The organism is Methanosarcina mazei S-6, assembly GCF_000970205.1.
GTDB lineage: Archaea > Halobacteriota > Methanosarcinia > Methanosarcinales > Methanosarcinaceae > Methanosarcina > Methanosarcina mazei.
In genome coordinates this window covers 1,213,459-1,234,941 of record NZ_CP009512.1, presented here as the reverse complement: position 1 = coordinate 1,234,941, position 21,483 = coordinate 1,213,459, and the positions used below count along the sequence as shown (strand labels likewise).

18 protein-coding genes are annotated in these 21,483 nt (G+C 38.1%); 4 read left to right on the top strand and 14 right to left on the bottom strand.

Annotated elements, in window-relative coordinates; all coding sequences use genetic code 11:
* Positions 1-43: 43 nt before the first annotated feature.
* Complete coding sequence (locus MSMAS_RS05480; protein WP_015410979.1) at positions 44-451, bottom strand: DUF1699 family protein; 408 nt, start codon at positions 449-451, stop codon at positions 44-46.
* 427 nt (positions 452-878) lie between these two features.
* Between MSMAS_RS05480 and MSMAS_RS18660 the strand changes: the two genes are divergently transcribed.
* Complete coding sequence (locus MSMAS_RS18660; protein ID WP_155395197.1) at positions 879-1,040, top strand: hypothetical protein; 162 nt, start codon at positions 879-881, stop codon at positions 1,038-1,040.
* Between the two features lie 5 nt (positions 1,041-1,045).
* Here MSMAS_RS18660 and MSMAS_RS05475 read toward each other — a convergent pair whose 3' ends face one another.
* The 4 genes from MSMAS_RS05475 to MSMAS_RS05460 form a co-directional block, all read right to left on the bottom strand.
* Positions 1,046-1,339, bottom strand: a complete 294-nt coding sequence (locus MSMAS_RS05475; RefSeq protein ID WP_011032218.1) for a hypothetical protein — start codon at positions 1,337-1,339, stop codon at positions 1,046-1,048.
* A 161-nt stretch (positions 1,340-1,500) separates the two neighbouring features.
* Positions 1,501-4,122, bottom strand: a complete 2,622-nt coding sequence (locus tag MSMAS_RS05470; RefSeq protein ID WP_230633344.1) for a PKD domain-containing protein — start codon at positions 4,120-4,122, stop codon at positions 1,501-1,503.
* An 845-nt stretch (positions 4,123-4,967) separates the two neighbouring features.
* On the bottom strand, positions 4,968-5,768 hold the full coding sequence (locus tag MSMAS_RS05465; protein WP_011032220.1) for a helix-turn-helix transcriptional regulator: 801 nt from the start codon (positions 5,766-5,768) through the stop codon (positions 4,968-4,970).
* A gap of 285 nt (positions 5,769-6,053) precedes the next feature.
* Positions 6,054-6,344: a hypothetical protein gene (locus MSMAS_RS05460; RefSeq protein ID WP_011032221.1), complete on the bottom strand. Its 291-nt coding sequence runs from the start codon at positions 6,342-6,344 to the stop codon at positions 6,054-6,056.
* Between the two features lie 326 nt (positions 6,345-6,670).
* On the opposite strand from MSMAS_RS05460, the gene MSMAS_RS19715 reads away from it, so the two are divergent.
* Entirely contained in the window at positions 6,671-6,799 is a 129-nt protein-coding gene (locus MSMAS_RS19715) for a hypothetical protein (RefSeq protein WP_259637119.1), read from the top strand.
* A 92-nt stretch (positions 6,800-6,891) separates the two neighbouring features.
* Here MSMAS_RS19715 and MSMAS_RS05455 read toward each other — a convergent pair whose 3' ends face one another.
* Positions 6,892-7,137 (bottom strand): hypothetical protein, encoded by a 246-nt coding sequence (locus MSMAS_RS05455; RefSeq protein ID WP_011032222.1) that lies wholly within the window; start codon positions 7,135-7,137, stop codon positions 6,892-6,894.
* A gap of 655 nt (positions 7,138-7,792) precedes the next feature.
* On the opposite strand from MSMAS_RS05455, the gene MSMAS_RS05450 reads away from it, so the two are divergent.
* Positions 7,793-8,320: a protease inhibitor I42 family protein gene (locus MSMAS_RS05450; protein ID WP_011032223.1), complete on the top strand. Its 528-nt coding sequence runs from the start codon at positions 7,793-7,795 to the stop codon at positions 8,318-8,320.
* A gap of 252 nt (positions 8,321-8,572) precedes the next feature.
* Here the strand turns inward: MSMAS_RS05450 and MSMAS_RS05445 are convergent, their stop codons facing one another.
* Together MSMAS_RS05445 and MSMAS_RS05440 are read right to left on the bottom strand one after the other, a co-directional pair.
* Positions 8,573-8,923: a toxin-antitoxin system TumE family protein gene (locus tag MSMAS_RS05445; RefSeq protein WP_155395340.1), complete on the bottom strand. Its 351-nt coding sequence runs from the start codon at positions 8,921-8,923 to the stop codon at positions 8,573-8,575.
* A gap of 17 nt (positions 8,924-8,940) precedes the next feature.
* Positions 8,941-9,231 carry a hypothetical protein gene (locus tag MSMAS_RS05440; RefSeq protein WP_011032225.1) on the bottom strand — a complete coding sequence of 97 codons (291 nt, stop codon included), beginning with the start codon at positions 9,229-9,231 and terminating at the stop codon, positions 8,941-8,943.
* 298 nt (positions 9,232-9,529) lie between these two features.
* On the opposite strand from MSMAS_RS05440, the gene MSMAS_RS05430 reads away from it, so the two are divergent.
* Positions 9,530-10,195 (top strand): winged helix-turn-helix domain-containing protein, encoded by a 666-nt coding sequence (locus MSMAS_RS05430; RefSeq protein ID WP_011032226.1) that lies wholly within the window; start codon positions 9,530-9,532, stop codon positions 10,193-10,195.
* A gap of 192 nt (positions 10,196-10,387) precedes the next feature.
* Here MSMAS_RS05430 and MSMAS_RS05425 read toward each other — a convergent pair whose 3' ends face one another.
* The 6 genes from MSMAS_RS05425 to MSMAS_RS05400 all read right to left on the bottom strand — a co-directional run bounded on the left by MSMAS_RS05425 (position 10,388) and on the right by MSMAS_RS05400 (position 21,382).
* Positions 10,388-13,417, bottom strand: coding sequence for a hypothetical protein (locus MSMAS_RS05425; RefSeq protein ID WP_011032227.1), 3,030 nt, complete (start codon positions 13,415-13,417; stop codon positions 10,388-10,390).
* On the bottom strand, positions 13,414-13,881 hold the full coding sequence (locus tag MSMAS_RS05420; protein WP_011032228.1) for a phospholipase D-like domain-containing protein: 468 nt from the start codon (positions 13,879-13,881) through the stop codon (positions 13,414-13,416). Before MSMAS_RS05420 ends, MSMAS_RS05425 begins: the two co-directional genes overlap by 4 nt.
* Before the next feature lie 2 nt (positions 13,882-13,883).
* Positions 13,884-15,686 carry a DUF1998 domain-containing protein gene (gene drmB, locus MSMAS_RS05415; RefSeq protein WP_011032229.1) on the bottom strand — a complete coding sequence of 601 codons (1,803 nt, stop codon included), beginning with the start codon at positions 15,684-15,686 and terminating at the stop codon, positions 13,884-13,886.
* A gap of 2 nt (positions 15,687-15,688) precedes the next feature.
* On the bottom strand, positions 15,689-19,501 hold the full coding sequence (gene drmA, locus MSMAS_RS05410; protein ID WP_155395339.1) for a DISARM system helicase DrmA: 3,813 nt from the start codon (positions 19,499-19,501) through the stop codon (positions 15,689-15,691).
* A 235-nt stretch (positions 19,502-19,736) separates the two neighbouring features.
* Positions 19,737-20,411, bottom strand: coding sequence for an HhH-GPD family protein (locus tag MSMAS_RS05405; protein ID WP_011032231.1), 675 nt, complete (start codon positions 20,409-20,411; stop codon positions 19,737-19,739).
* On the bottom strand, positions 20,408-21,382 hold the full coding sequence (locus MSMAS_RS05400; RefSeq protein WP_226987671.1) for a DNA cytosine methyltransferase: 975 nt from the start codon (positions 21,380-21,382) through the stop codon (positions 20,408-20,410). Before MSMAS_RS05400 ends, MSMAS_RS05405 begins: the two co-directional genes overlap by 4 nt.
* Between the last annotated feature and the right edge of the window lie 101 nt (positions 21,383-21,483).

Genomic DNA, 21,483 nt, shown 5'->3' with positions numbered 1-21,483 from the left:
AAGGAAAAATACCTTACTGGAAAATTCCTTATTTTCAGGGTTCTCAGGCAGAAGCTTCCTTGGTCAGGATATAAGCAACCATTTCAGGGTTAAGCTTGCTTTCCCTTGCAACCTTTTCTTCTATCCTCTCAGCAGGCGTGCCCTCCATCTTCAGTTCTCTGATCTTTTCGATCACAGATGATGGAATGCTGTAATATTCATTAATGTCTTTCCTGTGGCCCCAGACATCCCCTTCGATAAGCTGGATTCTCTGCATTTCAAGGAACATTTCTATAGACTTCGAGACCGTGCGCCTGTAAGATTTCGGCAGCTGAATTACCTCAATTTTCGGGCAGGTTTCTACAAGTGCAAAAATGTCCTTGTTCGAAGGCCTGAAGGCCAGGTGAACAACACGCTCATTAGGATTTAGTGTAAAGATTTCTTCCCTTGAACTAACTACTCTAATTTTCACTATGTCTTCCCCCACTGTAAAGTTTTATGTTTTTATCTCAATATTAACTACTTATACTTATTATAAATATTTGTCTACCACGCCCTCTAATTTTCAAACAGTTTTCTGCACCTTCAGCCCTCTTGCAGAACTCAAAGAGTTACAGGAAAAATCTCAAAAAGGAAATAAAAGTCAGATCCGGGTATGAGAACTCGATAACTCCTCAGTCCCTCAATAAACCTTCGTGAAGAAGAAAGAAAAATACAATCATATTTGTCGTAAGAATAATCTTAAAGTTTACAATTTATAACTCATTTTTTCCGGATCAGGCTCTTTAACAAAAGACATATGATATACGCCCTGACCTTAAAATTTACAGGATACGTGACAGGGCACTTTCTCGAAGTGTTTTGCAAGGCACAGGGTCCGGAAAATTAGCATATCCTGCGTGCGCGCAGATATTCCAGATGGAAATATATTTCAGATCGGTTTACCTGCGAGAGAACAACAACCAACAGGGAAGAACAATTCAGAAAAGAGAGAAAACTTCAGAAAAAGAGAGAAAACTTCAGGAATAAATCATAGCCTGACTTCACTGGAAAGATATTAAGCCCACTATGAAAAAGAAATCCCGGAAAGGATCTCAAGTTTCCGGTTCCAGTGATCAAGCTCTCTTTTCGCAGTATACCAGTCAAAGAAATCACTATCTTTTCCAATACCACCGGCTTCAAACCTTTCCCTGAGCTCACCTGAGCCGTACCCGAACTTTTTCTCGAAACCCTTACAGATCGCAGAATATCGATCGATCTTGTATTTTGCAACATGTTTTTCATGTTCCAGAGCAGAACGGATAGCCTCACGTACTTCCTGAGGTGAAAAACCAGTTTCTATATTAAGCGTGAAACTCATGTCTATCCCGGTAAAAGAAATTTCTTATTTTGTGATTGCTTGCTTCATATAAAGTAATTATGAAAATAAACAGCTGAACATAGTAGCTTATTAGCCGGGAATTTTCCCGGTTTACATTTATGGGCTATTTTCATAACTACTTTATTTTTGCCGGATTTTTATTAACGTTTCTTTTTTTCCGTAACAGCAATTCCTATAAGAAGTATTACCAGGAATCCGACAATAACCTTGATGGCTGTGGACACTCCTGACCAGTCCTTATATTCAGCAGCTGGCACGGACCAGGAATCAGGCATTTCAGCCTGCCTGCTATCTTTTAGAAGCTCAGGCAGAGGTTCCTCAGTTTCGGTCTCATTTTCTTTGTATTCAATAGCTTTCTTTCCGGTTATGATCGCAAACGGAGAGAAACCCGGAGTTCTGGACTCAAAATACATGTACTGCCCATCTTCCCCCATTTTTCGTGTAGGGAGAGCATTCCATTTTCCTTCCGAATACCTGTACATAAAAACTGAAGGCCCCTCTGTCTCGTTTTTTGAAATTTCAGTGCTTCTGACCCTGAAACCTATAATGGCATTGGCAATATTCTGTGGAGCTGCAATGCCCTCATTCCCCACCCAGATATTCAGGTATTTATAGACCTTTCCAGGAGGTTCTTTTGGGGTCAGGACAGACCTGCCTTTAAGCTGTTCAATCATGGTTGTGGTCTTTCCCAGGGTCCTTTTGGAATCAAACTTCACATATACAATAGCAGTGGCGTTTCTGGTAAATTCGAACTTAATGCGGTCTCCTGTAGTGATGAATTCCTGAGCAAGTTCCTTGACCTCCACATTGCTTGCAGGCTCGGGAGAACCACCACCGCCGCCGCCGGCAGATGACCCGCCAGAGCCTCCCGACCCGCTGCTTACCTTTTCCTCTTCACCGGCTTTAATGTAATCAGCCCATGTGACAGAGCTATAACCGTAGGCATTACTGACATTAAGGGTTACGGAATAACTTCCGGTTTCGGTATATTCATGGCTTGGGTTCTGAGAGGTGGATGTGCTGCCGTCTCCAAAATCCCAGTGCCAGGAGGTTATGTTACCCACTGAAGTGTCAGTAAACTGAACAGCCAGAGGGACACCCCCTTCCCGTGCAGAGACGGTAAAAGAAGCATGTAGCCCGTCTCCAACCATAATATATTCGGACTTGGTAATGCTGTCCCATGCAGTGCCGTTGCCTGCCCTCAAAGTAACCGTATAGAACCCCGTATCTGCAAACTCATGTACAGGGCTCTGTTCGGTTGAATCTATGGTACCGTCCGAGTTAAAGTCCCATTCCCAGGCAGTCGGGCCCCCTGTGGAAAGGTCTTCAAACTGGACAGTAAGGGGAGCTTTGCCGGAAGTAATGTTTGATGTAAAGTCAGGGGAAGGGGCTGTATCAGAGAGCACTTTTACTGAAGATGGGACCTCAGTGCTGTTAGACCCGAAAGAGTTTGTTACGGTCAATTTCACGTTATAATTCCCGGCGCTGGAATAAATGTAAGACGGGCTCCTGGCCGTTGAAGTATTGCCGTCCCCAAACTCCCAGAACCAGGAATCCACGTTTCCGGAAGAAGTGTCGTTAAACTGAACGGTAAGAGGAGCATTTCCTTCCTGCGGGGATGCGGTAAAAGCAGCCACTGGCATATTTCCTGCCGTAATAAAGCTGGATTTTGTCTCAGTGCCTGTGGCAGTGCCGTTGACTGCATTGAGTGTGACAGAATAGACCCCCTCAGACGTGTATACATAAACGGGGTTCTGTTCAGTCGAATCCACAGCCCCGTCCGAATTGAAATCCCATTCCCAGGCAGTGGGACCGTTGCTGCTCATGTCAGTGAACTGGACAGAAAGGGGAACCGACCCTGAAACCGGATTTGCGGAGAAATCAGCTACAGGGGCAGTGATTGAATATGCATTGACGGAAGAATCAGCCGTATCGGACCCGTATGAATTTGTTACTGTTAATTTCACTGTATATTTCCCGGCTCCGGAATATGTATGGGAAGGGCTTTTACTGGTTGATTTGCCGCCGTCCCCAAAGTCCCATTCCCATTTTGTCGGGCTCCCGGTTGAAGTGTCAGTAAACTGGACGGCAAGAGGAGCCAGCCCCTCGAGCGGGGAAGCTGTAAAGCTGGCCAGTGGCCCATTTCCATCAACAGTAATGTAGTCTGATCTTGTGATATCATCACTGACAGTGCCGTTAGTTGCTCTGAGGTTTACGGAATACTTTCCGGCAGCGGAATAAGTATGGACCGGGTTCTGTGTGGCAGAAGTGGTCCCGTCCCCGAAATCCCATTTCCAGGATGTCGGCCCTCCGCCTGAGCTGTCCGTAAACCTGACCGTGAGAGGCGCTTTGCCTGAAGTTGTATTAGCACTGAAGCTGGCTTCTACAACGGGGACCACAGGTTTTTCCTTAATAGTAATATAATCCGTCTTGACCTCACTGTCCGAAGAAACGCCGTTACCCGCTTCAAGAGACACGGTGTAGGTTCCAGCCCTGGAATATGTATGGGAAGGGTTTTTGGCGCTAGATGTACCCCCATCTCCGAAGTCCCATTCCCATGTTTCAGGACTGCCTGTTGACCTGTCAGTAAACTGTACTGTTAGCGGAGCTTCACCAGTTAATGGAGAAGCTGAAAAGTCCGCAGTGATTGATTCATTTCCACTATCTGCGGCGGAGCCTAAATCAGAACCCACAACTACAGCCAGTAAAGGAGATAAAAAAAATAAAACGATTAACACCGTTATTTGCTTCAATGAACACACCCTGTTTACTTTTTACTTTTCAGATGACATCCCCTGCCCCCTTGAATACCCACTTGATTTTACAAAAGACTTTAAGCCTGTTTTAGATCCTTATTTACAATCTATCAGCAGTATTTTCTTCATAATTATAAATCCAGCAGCACGAGTCCCGTACCGGAGAATAACGCCTCAAGATGCGAATCAGGTCACCCCATCATTAAATTAAAGTAGAGTTAATTTATTTTTTTTAGAACCATTACTTTTCCAGCTCCTTATAGAAAAGTAAATCTCGTAACTGTTAATCTGACTCCAGGTATGAAAAGCTCTAAGATTTACTGAAAAGAGTAGAGCATTTTCTTTTACAATATATTACCAATATATTACCAATATTTCTTTATATAAATAAGCTAACATTTTAAATGGGAATTGGTATCCTGAATATTAAGCTTTTTGATTTAAGACCATCCGAATAGCCTTTTTTGCCTGAACCGGAAATTATGTTTTGACAGGCCTGCCATTAAAGAAATTGCTATTATCATTCGCATTTACATACCTGAAAATTAAAGTAGAAAAATATCTAAGGTACCGGGGACTGGAAAAAAGGCAACCTGTAAATATTTAAAGTAGTTTTTTGTTTTTTCAGGAAATTATGCCTGAAAGAAAATAGAAAGTGCAGGCAGGCTACAGGAGAAATTAATAGGAAAACTGATAAGAAAAGTTTTCGGAAAGAAGAAAAAAGAAAATCGATGAAAAAGCGAGTAAAAAAGCAGGAAAGGAAAAACAGGAAAGAAAAAACAGGGAAGGTTATTGACAGAAAACCGAGGAAAATGATTTACAGGAGTAAAAAATACATTTAAAACTCCGGTTCATAAGACCTGAACATCCGTTGCCCGGGTTGCTTCTTTCAGCATATGTGAGAAAAGGTCGGTGCCCCATTTAAGGGCTTCAGGTTCAATGCTCATCAGGCTTTCGTGTTCAAAATATTTATCCCTGGAAAAAAGAGTAATCAGGAAAAACGTGTCCGTTACTGTGAAATCTGCAATCCTGGCGTCCCCGTGGAAGGCAAATATACTGACGTTTTCGAAATTCATAAGGGTAAGCAACTCTTCCCCATAATCCTTTTTGAACCTCTGAATCACAGGGTCCGCAAGTATTAAAGAGATCTCTACTCCTTTTTTTGCAATTTCAGGGTAGAGTGTGGTAAATGAAGGGTGAAAATAAGAAGAAAAACCCAGAATATGTGTGGATATGTGAAGCCTATCTACAAATTCAGGACTGAGCTCGAACATATGGCTTACGTCCGGAACGATGAGTTTACAGCCCTTCAGTTCAAAAATTCTTTTGCTTAAAAAAGGAGGTATCCCTTCAAGGTCCCTTTTTGCCCAGTAATCGAAATTCTGTTCCAGAACGTCCAGGGTATCCAGAAATGGAGGCATTTTATCAGCGATTATCATCCCCAATAAAGTGAGCTCGTAGGCATGCCCTTTCTGTACTACAAGCTTGCCTTCTTTTAACTTCTTGACCTGGGGAAGGATTGAAACAGGGACTGAAGAAAGGTGTTCCTGAATTTCAGCCATGGTCCTCGGCTTATCTTTAAGAAAAAGAAGAAGTTTCTTCCTTTTTTCAGACAGGAAAACCAGTTCCGTTAATTTAATTTTCTCAGCCATCAGAACACCGTCAAAAAAATTTAGATGTAAAAGGATAGAGACTTAACTATTTAACAGTATCGTTAAATTTACACACTTTTACTGTACACCGGAAAAACGAAGAAATTAGGAGTGAAACCGGAGATTGAAAAGAAACAAAGTTAATAAAAAAGATAAGAATAAAGGTGAAAAATAAAAGTTAAAATAGAAATGAAGGTGAAAAATAAAAGTTAAATGGAAATGAATATCGGGATAACGAGGATGTTTAATTAAAGCAAAATTTTGCAGCTGGCGGCACCCTTCAAATCAGAACCTGACTGCATTAAGGACCTTCAGTTTTTTCTTCCAGTGGTCAAGCCCTTTTTTTGCGGCATACCAGTCGAAAAACCTGTCGTCGTCGAGAAATTCACCAGCCTCAATTTTTTTGATGAGTTCAGTGGATATCAGGTCGTACCGGTCTTCAAATTCATCGCAGATCGTTGCATAACGCTGTACCTTATATTTTGCAAGATGCTTCTCATGTTCCAGAGCCGAGCGAACAACCTCGCTTGCTTCCTGCAGCGAGTAATCGGTATCAATCTGCAATGTAAGGTCCATATTTATCCCTTAAATTAAAGATCCATATTTATCCCATAATAATTATTGTTGATACTAAAAATTAATCCTATATTTCTCTTTCTATTTATTAATTAGTTATATTTTAGAGAGTTCAGGAAAATATGAGAAGCATGAAACCTGAGTAAAAAAATCAAGTATTTTAATCACAGCATAAAATTTGAAAAAATATCAGACAGATTTTATTTCTCTGTTTCGTGACAGATCTCTGTTCTCTGTTTTTTATCTTCAGGGACACAGCAGGTCCTGCTGACAGCATCGTCTTACCCAGGAGTATCGTTTTTTAAAACACCCAAAAAACACCCAGAATGAAAAATGAAAAAGAGGAATATGAAGAAATGAAACGTGAGAAAATGAATATGAAGAAAAGAAAATGTGAAAAAAGGAATATGAAAAAATTAAACGTGAGAAAAGGGGATGAAGAAGGTGAAATATGAAAAAAAGAAATTTGGAAAGAAGGTAAAATATGAAACAGAACAGAGAGCAGAGATATAAAAGTGTGGATCTGAAATTAAATCCACACGGGTCATCAGTTCCTTGTTACAAGCCGGATTATACCGGAATTCTCCATGTTCTTATAGAGGAACGCTGAAGAATACGCAAGCAGCATAAACTTGAAGCCCTCTACAAAGTCCATCTCCATGAACATCAAAATCATGCCCACGAAGAAGGCAAACTGTATTACGCACAGAACCATTCCGGCTGCTGTGAACATTTTCTGACGACTACTACCACTACTATCACTACTGTCTGAATCATCGGATTCTTCTGACATTTTATTTCAAACCTCGCGAATAAAGGTCTTAAAGAGTGTTTTAAAGAGTTTTTTACTTTTCTGGCTTTGTTTGTTTTTTATGTTTATTTTTAAATTTCAGTTCAGGCAATTTTGTGAAGATCCAACCGGCTCGTATAGAGCAACGACCCCGTTATAAAACGTATAACGTAAGCCTTATAGAAAGCTCATAAAACGAGATAAAAAGTTGAAATCTTCAAAGGATGCATCTGAAGGTTCACTCGAATTGATCCCTGGGTGCAGCATTACCTGAAAAAACACTCTCCAATTTAGAGACTTTTATACAATATTACTGTTTGAGCTGGAAAGTATATATAGTTTGCGTGAAAGGAGGATCACTGTCTTGACTGAAGCTGTTTTAGAGCTGGAAAAAAGGATTATATGTCAGTTGCCGGGATGATTTTCAGCCTTCTGTTCCAGAGATCGAGGCTATCGAGGCCACTTTTTGCGGCTTACGGGTCTAAAAATTCTCTCCATCCGGGTTTCTGGCTTAAGTTTTCCCATAAAAGTTATCAATTGTTCTTCAAGGTTTATTTTAAAAAGCCAGTAATATTAATACTGTAGTACAATAATCAGTAAAAATTACAATAAATCAGGCATTATGAAATAAAAGGAAAAGAGGTTTGAGGGAATGGTTATGAAGAAAATTTCAACGATAATAGTAATGTTCCTCGTCACTGCTGCTGTTGTCTTTGCAGCCGGCTGTGCCGAAGAGCAAGAGAGCGCAGAAAATGAAACTCCAGCAGATGCCGAACAGGTTTCATCCGTAACTCCGGAAACGCCCGGCATAACAGATGAAACAGTGACTAATGGTGACACAACTCAGGGCGATCAGACCATAGAAACAGGGCAGATCATAACCGAAGCTGAAAACGGAAAAAGCATAAGGATCAAAAATGGAGAAATTTTTATCCTCCAGCTCAGGGAAAACCCGTCCACAGGCTATTCCTGGGAACTCAACGTGAGTGAGGGGCTCAATATTCTCAGCGACGGATATACCCAGGACCAGTCTCCCGAAGGTCAGGTTGGTGTGCCGGGAACTCATTCATGGACTATTGAAGCCGTGAGCCAGGGCAGCCAGCAGGTGAACGGAATATATAAGAGGCCCTGGGAGAATATGACCGGAACTGAGGAGAACTTTACACTTACTGTAGAGGTTGTTTGAAAAGTATTTCGGGTTCTTGGGTTTTATTTTTACCTTTTTTACTATTTTTAATTTGAAAAATTTGTGGGGCTGGAAGATTTTCAGGAGCGGTATTTATAAAAGAAAATTTTTGTTCTGGCTGCGGTAGACTGCTCGGGACTTAAAAAAGAACTCCTGGGAAAAATACAACCTTCCGTAGAAATCCAAAAAAATGGAATCGCTTTTATTAAAAAGATTAACCGGCCAACAATATTTGAGGCTAGAAAAACTCGCTCATTCAGAATTAATAATTTCTTCAAGTATAGAGTTCAGGTCAACCGGAGGAGAAGGGCGCACCTCTTCAGGACCATGAACATGATGAGGAAAAGTGTCAAGCTCTTTATGGTGGGGGGCATTGTCCCACCTTTTTACCAGATTTCCCTGTGGTGATTGCCAGTGATACCTGTATTTCGTGAGTACAGGACTGTTACTGCGGATTTCAACAAACTCGAAGAAATAAAGAATAGAACCGTTCATCAGCTCTATGTTACCTTTTAAGGACCCTGCATCAGCAGTGATCTCTTCAAAATCAACAGAAAAATGAGTGATCAGGGAATACTCTTTAAGCAAGGATTCAATTTTCAAGTAATAGTCCCTGAAATTCATATCCGGATCCCTGAGATGATCTCAAGTTTTTTATTCCAGATATCAAGTCCCCTTTTTGCCGCATACCAGTTGAAAAAGTCTTCGTCATCTCCAAGGTCGCCTGAGTCGAATTTTTCCATAAAAAGCTCGGAACTCATCCCGTATTTGTCCTCAAAATTCCCACAAATATCCGAATACTTCTTTATTTTGTATTTTGCAACGCGCTCATTCTGCTCCAGCGCTGCCCGAATGACTTCACTTACTTCCTGGGGCGTGAAGTCACCTTTTATGTCCACAGTGAGAGTCATATCCCTTTCACCGAATAGAAATTATGCTTCATTTTATAATAAGGTGATTCAGAGGAACTTCCTGTTAGTTGAAAAAAAACAGGATTTGAGGAGTCTGATCGGGAAAAGAGAACATAAATTAGTAAGACTTGAATTTTATTTTTTGGTTGTAGCGGGCCGCCCGGAACTTAACCGCAACTACCTTCGGAAAAATTATTCGGAAGTATTCTCAACTTTTCAGCAATCAGAAAGCTAAAAAACAATAAAAGCGTCTAATTATTATACGTTAGAGGATAGATTCTATACTATAGGCGAAATCATGTCAATTTTATCTGAGATCTTCGGAGAATGCCCCCAGGCAAAAATAATCGAGGTGTTTGCAGAGCACCACGAAGACAAACTCTATGTTGCCGATATTGTCCGAATGACCAGTGTTTCAAAATCAACCGTTTACAAGCACCTGAGAAAATTAATTGCAGAAGAGGTCATTGAGGAGAAAGGGAGCGCAGGCAATATCAAGTTTTATCAGTTAAATCTCAGCAGCCCGAAAGCAAAAATTATCCTATCAGTGGAGAAGTTCATCGCCTCAGAAAGGCCAGGAACTCTGGTTGCTGTGGGATCAGGAGAAAAAACTGGACAAAACTTAAAGGGAAATGCTTATGGAGATGAAAAAACCCGGCAACTGGCCGCTAAGGAGAGCAAAGGGGCCCGCGAAGAAACTTCGGCTGTTGAAGAAGAAACGGAGTATATCGATTTTTACGGCATCGAAGCGGCCTCGACAGCAGACGGTGAGACCTATCTAATTGGGAATTTTGAAAGCTTTGAAGATGCCAAAGACTTTCTTAAATCTGAGTTGAACCACTTTGAAACCGTTAATACAAGGATAATCAGGCACACTGAAAGGACGAGTGAGGAAGCAATATTCACAGACCGCGTAGAAGATTTCTTTTATCACAAACCGCCCTCCTGGGATTCGCAAATATGAAATGTGGATGCCTATGAAGATATTTCTGCGTTGTCTGGGATTTATTAAAGAAATGGACTATGGTTGTTATAAGTTATTACCTATCGTCATGCATAAGAGAGATGGCTTTCAAGAATCAGTTTTTATTCTAACCAATATTTGGATGATACTTAAAACCAAAAAATGAATAACCAGAATAAAGAGCATAAATAGTCAATCGAAGCTTTCAAAGAAATCATTATAGTTGTAGATTATCTTCATTGCTTCAATTTCTTGTGAGATATTAACTTTTTCAACGGAACTAACCTTGAATAATTCTGCATCTTTTATAAGTTGACTCATTTGCTTTTCAAGTTTTGAGTAAATAAATGAATACTTACCCTCTCTTGTACTAGAGCTCTTAAGCACATTTCGCCTTAAATTTTGGATTGTAAGAGCAGCTGCATATGATTTATTCGCAATCGTTGTATCAGTAATTAAAAAAGAGGATATTTTAGAGATACATTCAAAAATAATTCTCATATCTTGAGGGGTGAAAGGATGCTCAATTCTGTATAATTTATATGATCCAGAATCAACTGTAACTTCTTCATAATTTGTCCACCAACTAGAAATGTAATCAGGATTCTTTGCGGTAATTCCTGAATCTGCTAGAATCTTTGCAATTTTATCCTTTGACTTTTGGAGAGAGATACGATTCTGTTCTGCAAAAATTTCAATTGCCCGCTCCAGAAGATTAATCCATAGAACCGAATTACTGAATAATTGTTTAAATCCCTTCCACTCAAAGGGTCCTTTCTGGAATTGAAGTTTGTCTCCCCACTTCATCATGAATTTAAAAAATATAGATCTAAATGATTGATAGAAACCCAAACGATTGAGAATAACCTCCATATTAATTAATCCCTTTTTGACCGAGGGCGTTGATGAATCGAGACTAAAGGATATTTCTCGGAAAGAATTTCCATCCTTAAGCATAATATCTCTATCGAGAGGAAGAAATAAACCTCTATTTTGAGAGTCAATGCACAGGATAGCAATCTCCCCACAAGTTAACTTATAATAATTACTAGATTCATATGAAATATCTGAAGTTTCCCCATAAGTACTCGCCCCTGAATAAAACATAGAATACTCTTCCTCGCCCAATTCAAAATTATGAATATATTGTAATTTTTCATTCTCATCAAAGTTAACTTTAGACAAAAGATCTCTTAGCAGGCGAGGTGCAGGATTGTTATCATAAAGTCTGACGACGGGATAGGCATTTATCTCAAGAAGTCTCTTGTCTATAATTTCTTTTATCTTTCCTATTGTTTTAGTAGTTCCAACAAAGAAAAATTTATCAACATCGGAAGAATGCAAGTTGTAACTTAATGAGGGATATCCTGTAGATAGTACAAAATGTTTGAAGCCCTCTGGAATAGTCCCTTCAATACTTCCTAATTTATCCCAACTACAAACAGTTAGAAAAGATGAAATTTGTTCAAATATCGAATCCTCTTGACGAAGTAAACGTTCAGTTCCTTTAGCTTCGAAGCGGGGAACAATTATCGTAACGAAGCACTCCTTATTTTTTTTGAATATTTCCTTGATGATATCCAGTATTTTTTCTCTAAGAGGATTCCTCTGAGTATATGAATTAACATAGAAAATTTTTTGCAAAGAATTATTTAAAGAATAGAAGAGTTCTTGTTCAATTTCCTGGCTTAGATTATTAAGTAAAATATCATAAGTCAATTGGGAATTCCACTGCTTCATTACGGATAGTACTTCAGGCCTTCCATATTCTCCAACAACATTTAAAAGTGTTGAAAAAACTTTAGAAAAATACAGTTTTACATCTTTTTTAGTTTCCCCGTCGATACTCTTCAAGCATTCCTCCAATGACTCAGAAATCTCATCATAGGAATCAATCGAGATGTATTCTGGTTTAATCTCTCTAAGCTTTTCTTTAGGCATTTGTTCCATTTTTGAAGATAAAGGATTTGGGTGTCTTGAACCGCTATCAAGATTCAGATCACTAAGAAAAGAGGGGGAATCCCAAGTGTGAAATAATACCTTAATAGAACCAAAAATAGTTTCGCTTTCTCCAATTCGATATAAGTGACGGATATCTGGATTAGTTGAAAACATCAGAACTGTACTGACATCAGCTTCTCTCAAAAACTCCATTAGCTTTTCTGTTCTAGGGCCAAAGTATCTGGAATCCGAGATAATATCATCTATATTTTCAATTATAAGTACATCAGGAGATACTATTTTTATGCTTCTAAGTACCTCTGAAATTTCAGATTCAATTGAAAAAAAGTGTAACTTGGCTCTGTAATCAAGAATTTTCTCAGTAGTTTCTTCATCGTAAAAAAAAGACTCAATTTCCGTTCCACAATTTTTTAATTTTGTAGAATTAACAAGGAGTTCCCAAAGCCATATCTTCTTATAGTTAAGACTCCCTGTCCAGCGAGTTTGTTTTTCAAGAGAAACATTCCATTCTCCATTTTCATTTATAACTTCAATTTTTTTTCCATTATTTTTAGGAACAGAAATTTCTCTTAAGAAATTCCCACCAAATTCTTCGGCTTCTCTAATTATAGAATTCTTGCACTTTCTAACAGTACCACTGCATAATTTAGTTCTTATTTCATTTCCACCAAACTTTCTATACTTAACCTCTACAACATCTTCCTTTTCAAAAACCATTTCTCTCTTAAGATTGTTGCTTTCTTGCTTTAGTTTAGGTGGGAGAAAATTATCTTCACCCTCAATATAAACAGTCTTACTAAAAACATCATACGAAGAATATGAAGGCACATAAGATTTACTTTCAGTATTTATAGAATAATTTCCGATGACTGCAACTTTTCTGTTAGGGAAAGTTAAAAGATACTCTGATGCGAGAAGGGGGATAAAACGAAGGTCATTCCATGGCCAAGTGACAAGAAATATTCCTTCAGGATTATCTTTTATCCAGTCAAGATAAGATTTTTCTATTTCATTTGGCACAACTTTCCATATAAGAGGCAAGTGGGAAAGATAATTTTCCGCTTTTTTTCCTTCCTTTTCTGTAACATACTTTACAGTTTCGGGAAATGATGCTGTGAACAGATTTACTTCAGTATAGAACAATGCATTACAAGAAGTACATCTAAGACGTTTCTCGTCAACAAATTCAATTGGTTTCCCAGTTACGTGAGGTTCATGACAATTGGGACAGGTATAAGCAAAATGGTAATAAGTTCTCATTTTTCCCCCAACTTTTTTATTAACTTTAAAATCTGGAGCGCTATGGATGGATCCTCTACCAAGAAACCAAGCTCATAATTATTTGTCATTCCACTAAATGTAAAATTAGCCGATCCAGAAAGAACTTTCTTGCCATCAGCAACAAGAACTTTAGCATGAAGTATTTTGTCCTCAACTCGGTATATTTTTAGATAACTAAATTCTTTTTGTAAATTAAATATATAATTTACAGCCTCGTTTTTTGTCGCAAATTCATCTTCGTATAAGTATATTTCAACCTGAACTCCTCTTTCCAGGGCATTTCTCAATTTAGTTACAATGCTCATGTCTGTGAGAACATAAGCTGTAAGAGAAAGTTCATTAGTGGAATTCGAAATCAGGTCATTGATTACCGATCTAAATGACCTTATTCCGTATCCAACCCATTTTTCACCCGTAGCCACAGGAACAATTTCTTCAATCATCATCAATCTCCAATGAGAAGATGCCTATCAAGCCAGAGGTTCCTATGTTCACATGAAGTTTCAGAAATCAAAAGACAACTATAACATGCCGCGCCATTTACACAGTCTGCTGATTTAGTTGCATCACAACAAAGGGGATCATTAGAACAAAGCAAAATATTCCCAACTGCACTATTGATAATTTCGTGGAATATGTCTACTGACCCTACAAGTCCACCCATTCCTCCATCTTCTCCTGGAGATGTATTATAAATAAGAATACCACCATTTTTTCCATCACGAGATATGTAAATTCTTTCCCTCAGTGAAACTGCTGAATAACCAGTGTGTGAGGATAAAGCTCTGATGACTGCATGAGAAAGTGTATGGAGCCAGACAAATTCGGGTTCTACAGAAACCTCCGACCACCCTGAATCAGATTTCATACCTGAATCTGTGTATTCTTTCCACAGGTTGTAGGCGAGTTTTGAGGTTAGATCAGGAATTTTTCTTTCACCAAATGTAATGAATATACCTTCACCAAATCCTTCATACCCTGGATACCAAATACTTCCATCCGAAGGTAAATACACACCTGATGATACTAACAATTGGGGTTCACTTTCATCTGCAGTTGGTACTATACGTCTGTAGCCAAGCTGAACTGTGATTGTTCTGATCTTACTAATTGGGTGAACAAGCAATTCAGGAATGAGAGGTGAGGTTGAGATTATCTTTTTTGGATGCCCCATAACAAAATTTTTGGTTGAACTTCCTGCTCCTGATAGCAGTGAATCAAACTCTTCATACATTAAACTCATGAAAGATTTGCTTTCATCGTTTAAGCGTTTATAAAGATCACAGAACTCTAATACACCTTTTTCTCTAATTTCTTTGCTTATAACTTCAAGCGAATCATCAGGAATTCTTCCTTTTAGACTACTTGAAATCCAGTCTATAACAGTATTAGCATCCATCCTAAGTAAAATATCGGAAGGCATTTTCATCATTGTATCAAGAGCTATTGAAACATCATACCTTTGAAGAATTCTTGATATCTGATTATCGAATTCTGGAATTGTCAAAAGGGTCATTGTTTCAGAAACCCTGAGTGAAGTTGACTGCCTCTGCATTATTTTCATCATTTTTTCACAATTTTTTGACCTATCAGGCTTGGTATAAATGGGAAAATAATCGCTAGAAGGAGATTCTCTTTCAGGAATTCTTCCCTTACAGAAAAAATTCATTTTGTAAATTTCCTTCATATTGTTTCTAGCTCTACAAATAGGACATTCTATGATAATATCTTCTAGAGAACTTCCATTTGCTTTCCAGCGGAAGTAGTCTGGTTTACATGACGAGTTTTTATGGACAGCATAATTCCAGTTTACTTCATCGAGGTGACCATCTGGACACGCTGCAACAAATCTAACTGCAGAAGATTCATCGTTAGTTTCACATAGAGGGCATTTAGATCCGTTATACAAAATGGGGGCATGATTTCCTCTTCTTCCATAGCAGACTTTCCACACCGGGAAAACATATGTTGAGTAAACACGATAATTGCTTTGCTTTCCAAGTCCAGCGTTTGTAGGCAAAGCTAATATGCGAATATTTATTTTTTCTTCCGATCTGCTTTTAATGTACTTGGAAATCCTTGTCTCTGCGATTTCAAATCTTCGAAAAGTATCCGGATTAAAGTTCTCACCAAGTCCTTTTTCCAGTGAGGGAATAATCCGAGGTCCTTTTTTAGTTTCGATTACGGAACCCGGACCATAAGTAAGAACAAACTGCGATCTGCTTATATGCTGAAATTCCCTTGTCATATTTACACCTCAAACGCAGTAGTTTCTTCTATTTCACGAAGAGATTGTGGCGCGTTTTTGTAAACAACACATAAACCAACCTTTTCATGTGCTGGATCCCCAAGTATTACATTTTTTTCTGGAGGCCTATATAGAGTATACTCATTATAAACCAAATTTTCAGTGAAACCAAGCTTTTGTGAGATTCCAAGCCACCGATCATACTGAGAACGGAAACACTGGATTACTTTTTTGGAAATGTCACTAGGTAAGCAAGTACGCAAAAAAATTTCAAAGTCTTTCAATGACTCCTCATTTTGAATAGTATGACCTGATTCAGCAAACCATCTAGAACTGGGATCAGGCATATTTCTTAGAAAAGAAACAATTGCAGGACCGGCTGCTTTCTCTAAACATCCGTCTGAAAAAGGAGAAACCGAAGCAGGTTCTACCTCGATGTTTATTCTATGATGGTACCCTGTAAATATTTCATAATGGCTAAGATCTCTTGCTCTCCCAGCTTTATAAAATGTGACAACCAGAGCTCCGTGATCTCTTCCTACTCGACCAGTTGCCTGAATGTACTGAGATGTTGTTTTGGGCTGCCCGTTTACAACCATCAAGGATAAGTGAGGAATATCTACACCAGTTCCAAACATTGATGTAGTGAATATAGCATCAGGGTTTTCATTTATAGTGCGATTCTTTCCCTGTTCTAGTTCTTCAAGTAGCTGTGGAATATCAGTAGAGTTTATCCGGCTTGAAAGTTCAACCACTTTTTCTGCATCCAAATTTCGAACTGAATCTTTGGAAATATTGTTTAATCTTTCAATAATGTCTTCTCTAAAAAGTGATCTATTTCCTCCTAACTCCCTAATAGAATTAAAATAGCCTACAAGAGTCCAGAAATTTACAATACCCTTTTCAGAACAATTCTCTCCACCAGTTTGCAGCATCCTTGACCAGATTCTTATAATCGGTGTTAGCGGACCTCTTCCTGGTGCATAGATTCCCATGTAAACTCTCCCAGGTCTATTTTCATCCCATCCAGATGACCACGCAGGCATTCTAACAAAAAAACTGTCTTTGAAAGTTAAACCATATGCAGGAAATTGGGATAAAGGTCTATTAAAAAGACTTTTAACTTGAATCGCTGCATCATTAACAGTTGCAGAAGATGCAATATATTTTGGAGATCCACCTGATTCGCGGATAAGCCCATCGACAATACACTCATAAATACCAAACATACTACCCAAAGGTCCATCCATTAAATGAAGTTCATCCTGTACTATCATATCAGGCGGAAGGAATGGATTTACATTAGAGGAATACTTTGAAATCGCGTTTTTGGTGCAATTATTTGGCAATACTTCTTCTGAGTCACCACGGTAATAACCATAAAATCCATTATATTTACTTATGTTTCCAAATATAGAACTACATCTGGGTTCAAAAGCCAATCTAGCTATTTTATCTGCAGTACTTACAATAATAGTTGGACATCTATGGTATATCTGTTCATCAACAGTATATGCTGGAATAGGAATATGTGAATATTCAGCAAATGGAGAGGCATTGTCTTTCACAAATAGACCGTCTGGTAATTTCTTTTTTGAATTTCCAGAAACATTGGAGGGTACGCCTTCCTTATGATTAACATTACTGTTAAGATCACATTCAGGATTCGGACAAAAAATTTCAAAATCAACAGGTGAATCTTTTCTTCTTCCAACTTCATTGTATGAAGGGAAATAACCAGATCGTGAAGGTCTGAAAGAGGCAACTTTGACGTTAAGCTCTTTTTCAAGTTTCGATATAATATCATCAAATTCTTTTTCGTCAACTTTTCTGGAGCTGTCAAGTTTAGTATACATTATGAAATAGTTGATAAGGCATCTATCATCTAAAACTTGAATTTCCGTAATCAAATCAGATACTGATGTGAGCTTTGAAACATGACTCTTCAATTCAGAGAGAGTTTTTTCGTATTTAATTACGAAATATATTTTATTAACCCCGGCTGGTAAACCCGAACTGGGGACAGCAAGCCAAGTACCACATACTGGGCATTTTACGATCTGAGCAGGTTCACCTTCTGACGATGAACTGTTTTGTAATGCTTTAATCGCTCCTTGTTCACCACGAAGATGGTTAGGAGATACTCCTCCTCCTACCCACATTCCTACAGAAAATCTTACAGTTCCGTATAGCCAATCTTCAGATGTAGAATACTTTTGTGGCCTCCATCCAGAAAGTCCCTGATTATTGAAAACACGCAGGTACTCTGCTGCCGTGATCATAATAAGTGTTCTTCTAAATTGTTGGACGGTTAAAAGACGTAATGTATACCTAGAAATTACGGAAGTTCCTGCCCCAGTTATATCTTTGTTATCTTTTTCTCCATTCCGAACTCTTGCCTGTGCATTCCTTCGTCTTAAAACCATAACAAATGCCATCATTGCAAGATAAGACTCTGTTTTTCCTCCTCCTGTAGGCACCCACAGCAAATCAACGTAATCTCTGAATTCGGAGTTTTTATTGGATAGAGATTCCAGATTCATTAAGAAAAATGCAAGCTGGAACGGTCTCCAAACAAAGTCAATATTACTCTCCCCCAGTTTGCCGCCCCTTTTCCAGAGGTTTTGTAACCATATAACTTTATTAGCAAAACAAAATGACAGAAGAATATCTTTATCATTTTGAAGGCATTCTATTCCTCTATTAATCCTTTTAAGGCAAATTTTTTGTTTATCTATAAGCTTTTTTGCTAGAATTTTATCCTTCTCAGAAAAATCCTCAAGTGAAGTTTCATTTTTCAGAATCCATTGTTCATAACTTTTTAGGATAGGATTTAAATAATCTTTTATTTCTGTTTCATCCCACATTTCGGATAACTTTAAAGCTGAGAAAACTGGAGAATTCGAGATTTCAGAATTTGTCCATTCAAAAATAGGTGCTGGATTTGGATAAAGGGGAACAAATTCACTTCTTACATCACAAATTATGAATTCACGACATTTATCAAAATGAATACCATCAGGCCATAATACTTTAATGTCAAATTTATCTTGATAATCTACATCCTTCCATATAGAGGAACACATGTGACCTCTTGCTAGGACAGGATTTTCTCTATAGATAAAGTTAAGCTCATCATTTTCTTCGGAATCAATTGACTCTAATTTGCAATCATTTCCAAGAATGACACGTATAGAAGGCTGATAAAGAGACGATTCAATCACCTTGTCTCCATAACAATCTCCTATCTTTAACTCATTTATCAGACTAAGAATAATATGGAGTGAATTATTGACCTTTATCCCCCTACTATTCAATACAATTTTTCCATCTATTCCTTCGTAAATAGTTATTTCTTCAGAGGATTCTCCAGACATGTTGAGATTAAAAATTTCACAGTAAGGTTTTCGTTTCCAAGAAAAATCCGTTTCGGTAACTACCTTTCTATTAGAATTTTCTGAAATAAGTTCTTCTTTGAAATATCTTCCCCAAGTTACACAGACTTTCAAATAAGGATCTTTACCCTTAACTAAGAAAGATATCCCAAATGATTTAGATCTTACACGAGGATCAAGTTCAGATGGGAGTATTGAAAATGTGTTTTCCTGTGAATCAGCATCTTCTGCCCCCTTATCATCACCCTCAACATTAAGAATTTCCGAATCTGGACTAAGTTCTCTTTGTTTACAATCCTTTGGAATAATAACTCCAGTGATGTATTCAGTATAAGGATCTGATCCAATCATTGTTTCTTCAGATCCATTTCTGGGCCCTAAAACTTCTTTTATCAATTCTTCAATATATTTATCCCGCATATTCTCGCACCACATGTCCAATGAATGTAAAATCCAAAGAAATTATTAAAGATGCAATCTGTTAAATATTTTACAATATTATACCAAGTTAGTATTCCAAAATTTGGTTAAATAATTTTCTATAGAATCAGTTCTCTAGATTTATATTTTCATGAAAGATACAAGAGTATATATTTTAGAATACAGTTGCTCAAAAATAAATTAGTGAAAAGTATTAAGAATCACAATTCGGAGCTTACAGCTTTGAGTAATAGATACAGATATCTCTAAGACTACAAATTTCACATCTGGGTTTATCACTGGGAATACAAACCACGTTTGCAAAATCAATTAAAGCGAAAGAAACAGTTCTCGGATCCCAGAAATTAACAAGATCATGCATAATCCCGTAGAAAAGCTTGCTCCTCCTTGATGAATCAGTAATTTTCAGCCCAAAAATTCTTCCAAGAACACGGACAGTATTTGTATCCAGTACTGGCTCAGGAAAGTTATAGCCAAAACATAGAATGGCTGCTGAGATATAATTTCCTACTCCCGGCATTGTCATTAATTTTTTCCTATCCAGAGGCAGTTCCCCACCATATTTTTCCATAACTTCCACAGCCATGTCGTAAAGTAAATCTGCACGCCAGAAAAGTCCAAGAGATTTTAGATCAGCTTTAATTGCTTCACGACCAGCTTTAACAATTGACTCAAAATCAGGATATTTAAGAATAAATTGTTCATAAATATTTTTTACCTGATCAGCTTTCGTTCTATGAAGCATCACTTCAGCAACGGCAATTTTATAGGGATCAGAGGTTTCTCTCCATGGAAACTTTCTGAGATTTTCCTCTCCCCATATAAGAAGTTCAGTTCTTATTATTTTTATTTTTGAGAAATATTCTTTATCTCTGGTAACTGTATTCATGAAATCTCTTCAAGCATCTTTTCGATTTCAACTGCTATCCCTTTAGCCATAAGAGGAGGCACGGCATTACCAATCTGTGCATACTGCGCGATTCGAGGGCCTTCGAATTTATAATTATCAGGAAATGACTGTATTCTTGCCACTTCTCTAACCGTCAGAGATCTTGCCTGATGAATATCTGGATGAATGAAATAATGACCATCCTTTGATATATGAGCAAGTATAGCATGGGAGTAACCATACTGATTGACCACCTTAAATCTATCCAGAAAAGACGTTTTATTTTTGTGTGTCTGGAGTTCCGGTGATAGTTCATTATATTTGAGCCGTTTTCTTTCTTTATCCCATTTTTCAATTGCAAGTCTATATATGGTACGATCTCTAGGATTATGTATTCTTGCGTTGTGTTGAATAAGTATATCTTTCTTTTCTCGAATCTTAAATCTTTGAAGGTATTCAGATGACCATGAAAACGGCTTTGTATATTTTGCAGGACCTTCAGTACCTTCGCCAGCTTGCAAGGGGGGGAGGTCATTCAAAAGGGAAGAAACATGAAACCTGCCAAGAGGAGTTTTTAAAAAGTCAGGATATGAAAGATCGTGCTCATTTTTCCAGCCAATAAATATTATCCGGTTTCTTTCCTGAAGTACACTAAAATCTTTTGCATTCAGCATATGAGCTTCTGTTTTGTATCCCAGTTTTTCCAGTTCTTCATGTAAATTTGAGAAGATAATCCCATTTATTGCACTTTTAATTCCCGGAACGTTTTCGAATACGAAAATTTTTGGTTCAAAGCTTTTTAAGAAAGAGATGTAATGCCTATATAGATAGTTACGGGGATCGTCTTTCATTTCTTTTGGCTTTCTGCCTCTCCCGGCAACAGAATAAGCCTGACATGGTGGCCCTCCTATAACGACATCAACCGAATCGCTGTCAATGACTTTTAAATGCTCTTTAATCTCTTTTATCATAGTAGTTTCGTTTGATTCAGTTACTTCCCCCTGTAATAATCCAGCTGGAGTGAGTTCAAGCTCTTTGAATTTATGAATAAATTCATCTCTGTTGAGATTTC

What these genes read in the sequence shown, in the direction of transcription:
- drmB (WP_011032229.1), bottom strand. Translation starts at nt 15,686, where the DNA reads ATGACAAGGGAATTTCAGCATATAAGCAGATCGCAGTTTGTTCTTACT.
- MSMAS_RS05440 (WP_011032225.1), bottom strand. Translation starts at nt 9,231, where the DNA reads ATGACTCTCACTGTGGACATAAAAGGTGACTTCACGCCCCAGGAAGTA.
- MSMAS_RS05460 (WP_011032221.1), bottom strand. Translation starts at nt 6,344, where the DNA reads ATGGACCTTACATTGCAGATTGATACCGATTACTCGCTGCAGGAAGCA.
- MSMAS_RS05430 (WP_011032226.1), top strand. Translation starts at nt 9,530, where the DNA reads ATGTCAATTTTATCTGAGATCTTCGGAGAATGCCCCCAGGCAAAAATA.
- MSMAS_RS05455 (WP_011032222.1), bottom strand. Translation starts at nt 7,137, where the DNA reads ATGTCAGAAGAATCCGATGATTCAGACAGTAGTGATAGTAGTGGTAGT.
- MSMAS_RS05425 (WP_011032227.1), bottom strand. Translation starts at nt 13,417, where the DNA reads ATGAGAACTTATTACCATTTTGCTTATACCTGTCCCAATTGTCATGAA.
- MSMAS_RS05465 (WP_011032220.1), bottom strand. Translation starts at nt 5,768, where the DNA reads ATGGCTGAGAAAATTAAATTAACGGAACTGGTTTTCCTGTCTGAAAAA.
- MSMAS_RS05450 (WP_011032223.1), top strand. Translation starts at nt 7,793, where the DNA reads ATGAAGAAAATTTCAACGATAATAGTAATGTTCCTCGTCACTGCTGCT.
- MSMAS_RS05400 (WP_226987671.1), bottom strand. Translation starts at nt 21,382, where the DNA reads ATGATAAAAGAGATTAAAGAGCATTTAAAAGTCATTGACAGCGATTCG.
- MSMAS_RS05475 (WP_011032218.1), bottom strand. Translation starts at nt 1,339, where the DNA reads ATGAGTTTCACGCTTAATATAGAAACTGGTTTTTCACCTCAGGAAGTA.
- MSMAS_RS19715 (WP_259637119.1), top strand. Translation starts at nt 6,671, where the DNA reads ATGAAAAATGAAAAAGAGGAATATGAAGAAATGAAACGTGAGAAAATG.
- MSMAS_RS05405 (WP_011032231.1), bottom strand. Translation starts at nt 20,411, where the DNA reads ATGAATACAGTTACCAGAGATAAAGAATATTTCTCAAAAATAAAAATA.
- MSMAS_RS05420 (WP_011032228.1), bottom strand. Translation starts at nt 13,881, where the DNA reads ATGATTGAAGAAATTGTTCCTGTGGCTACGGGTGAAAAATGGGTTGGA.
- drmA (WP_155395339.1), bottom strand. Translation starts at nt 19,501, where the DNA reads ATGCGGGATAAATATATTGAAGAATTGATAAAAGAAGTTTTAGGGCCC.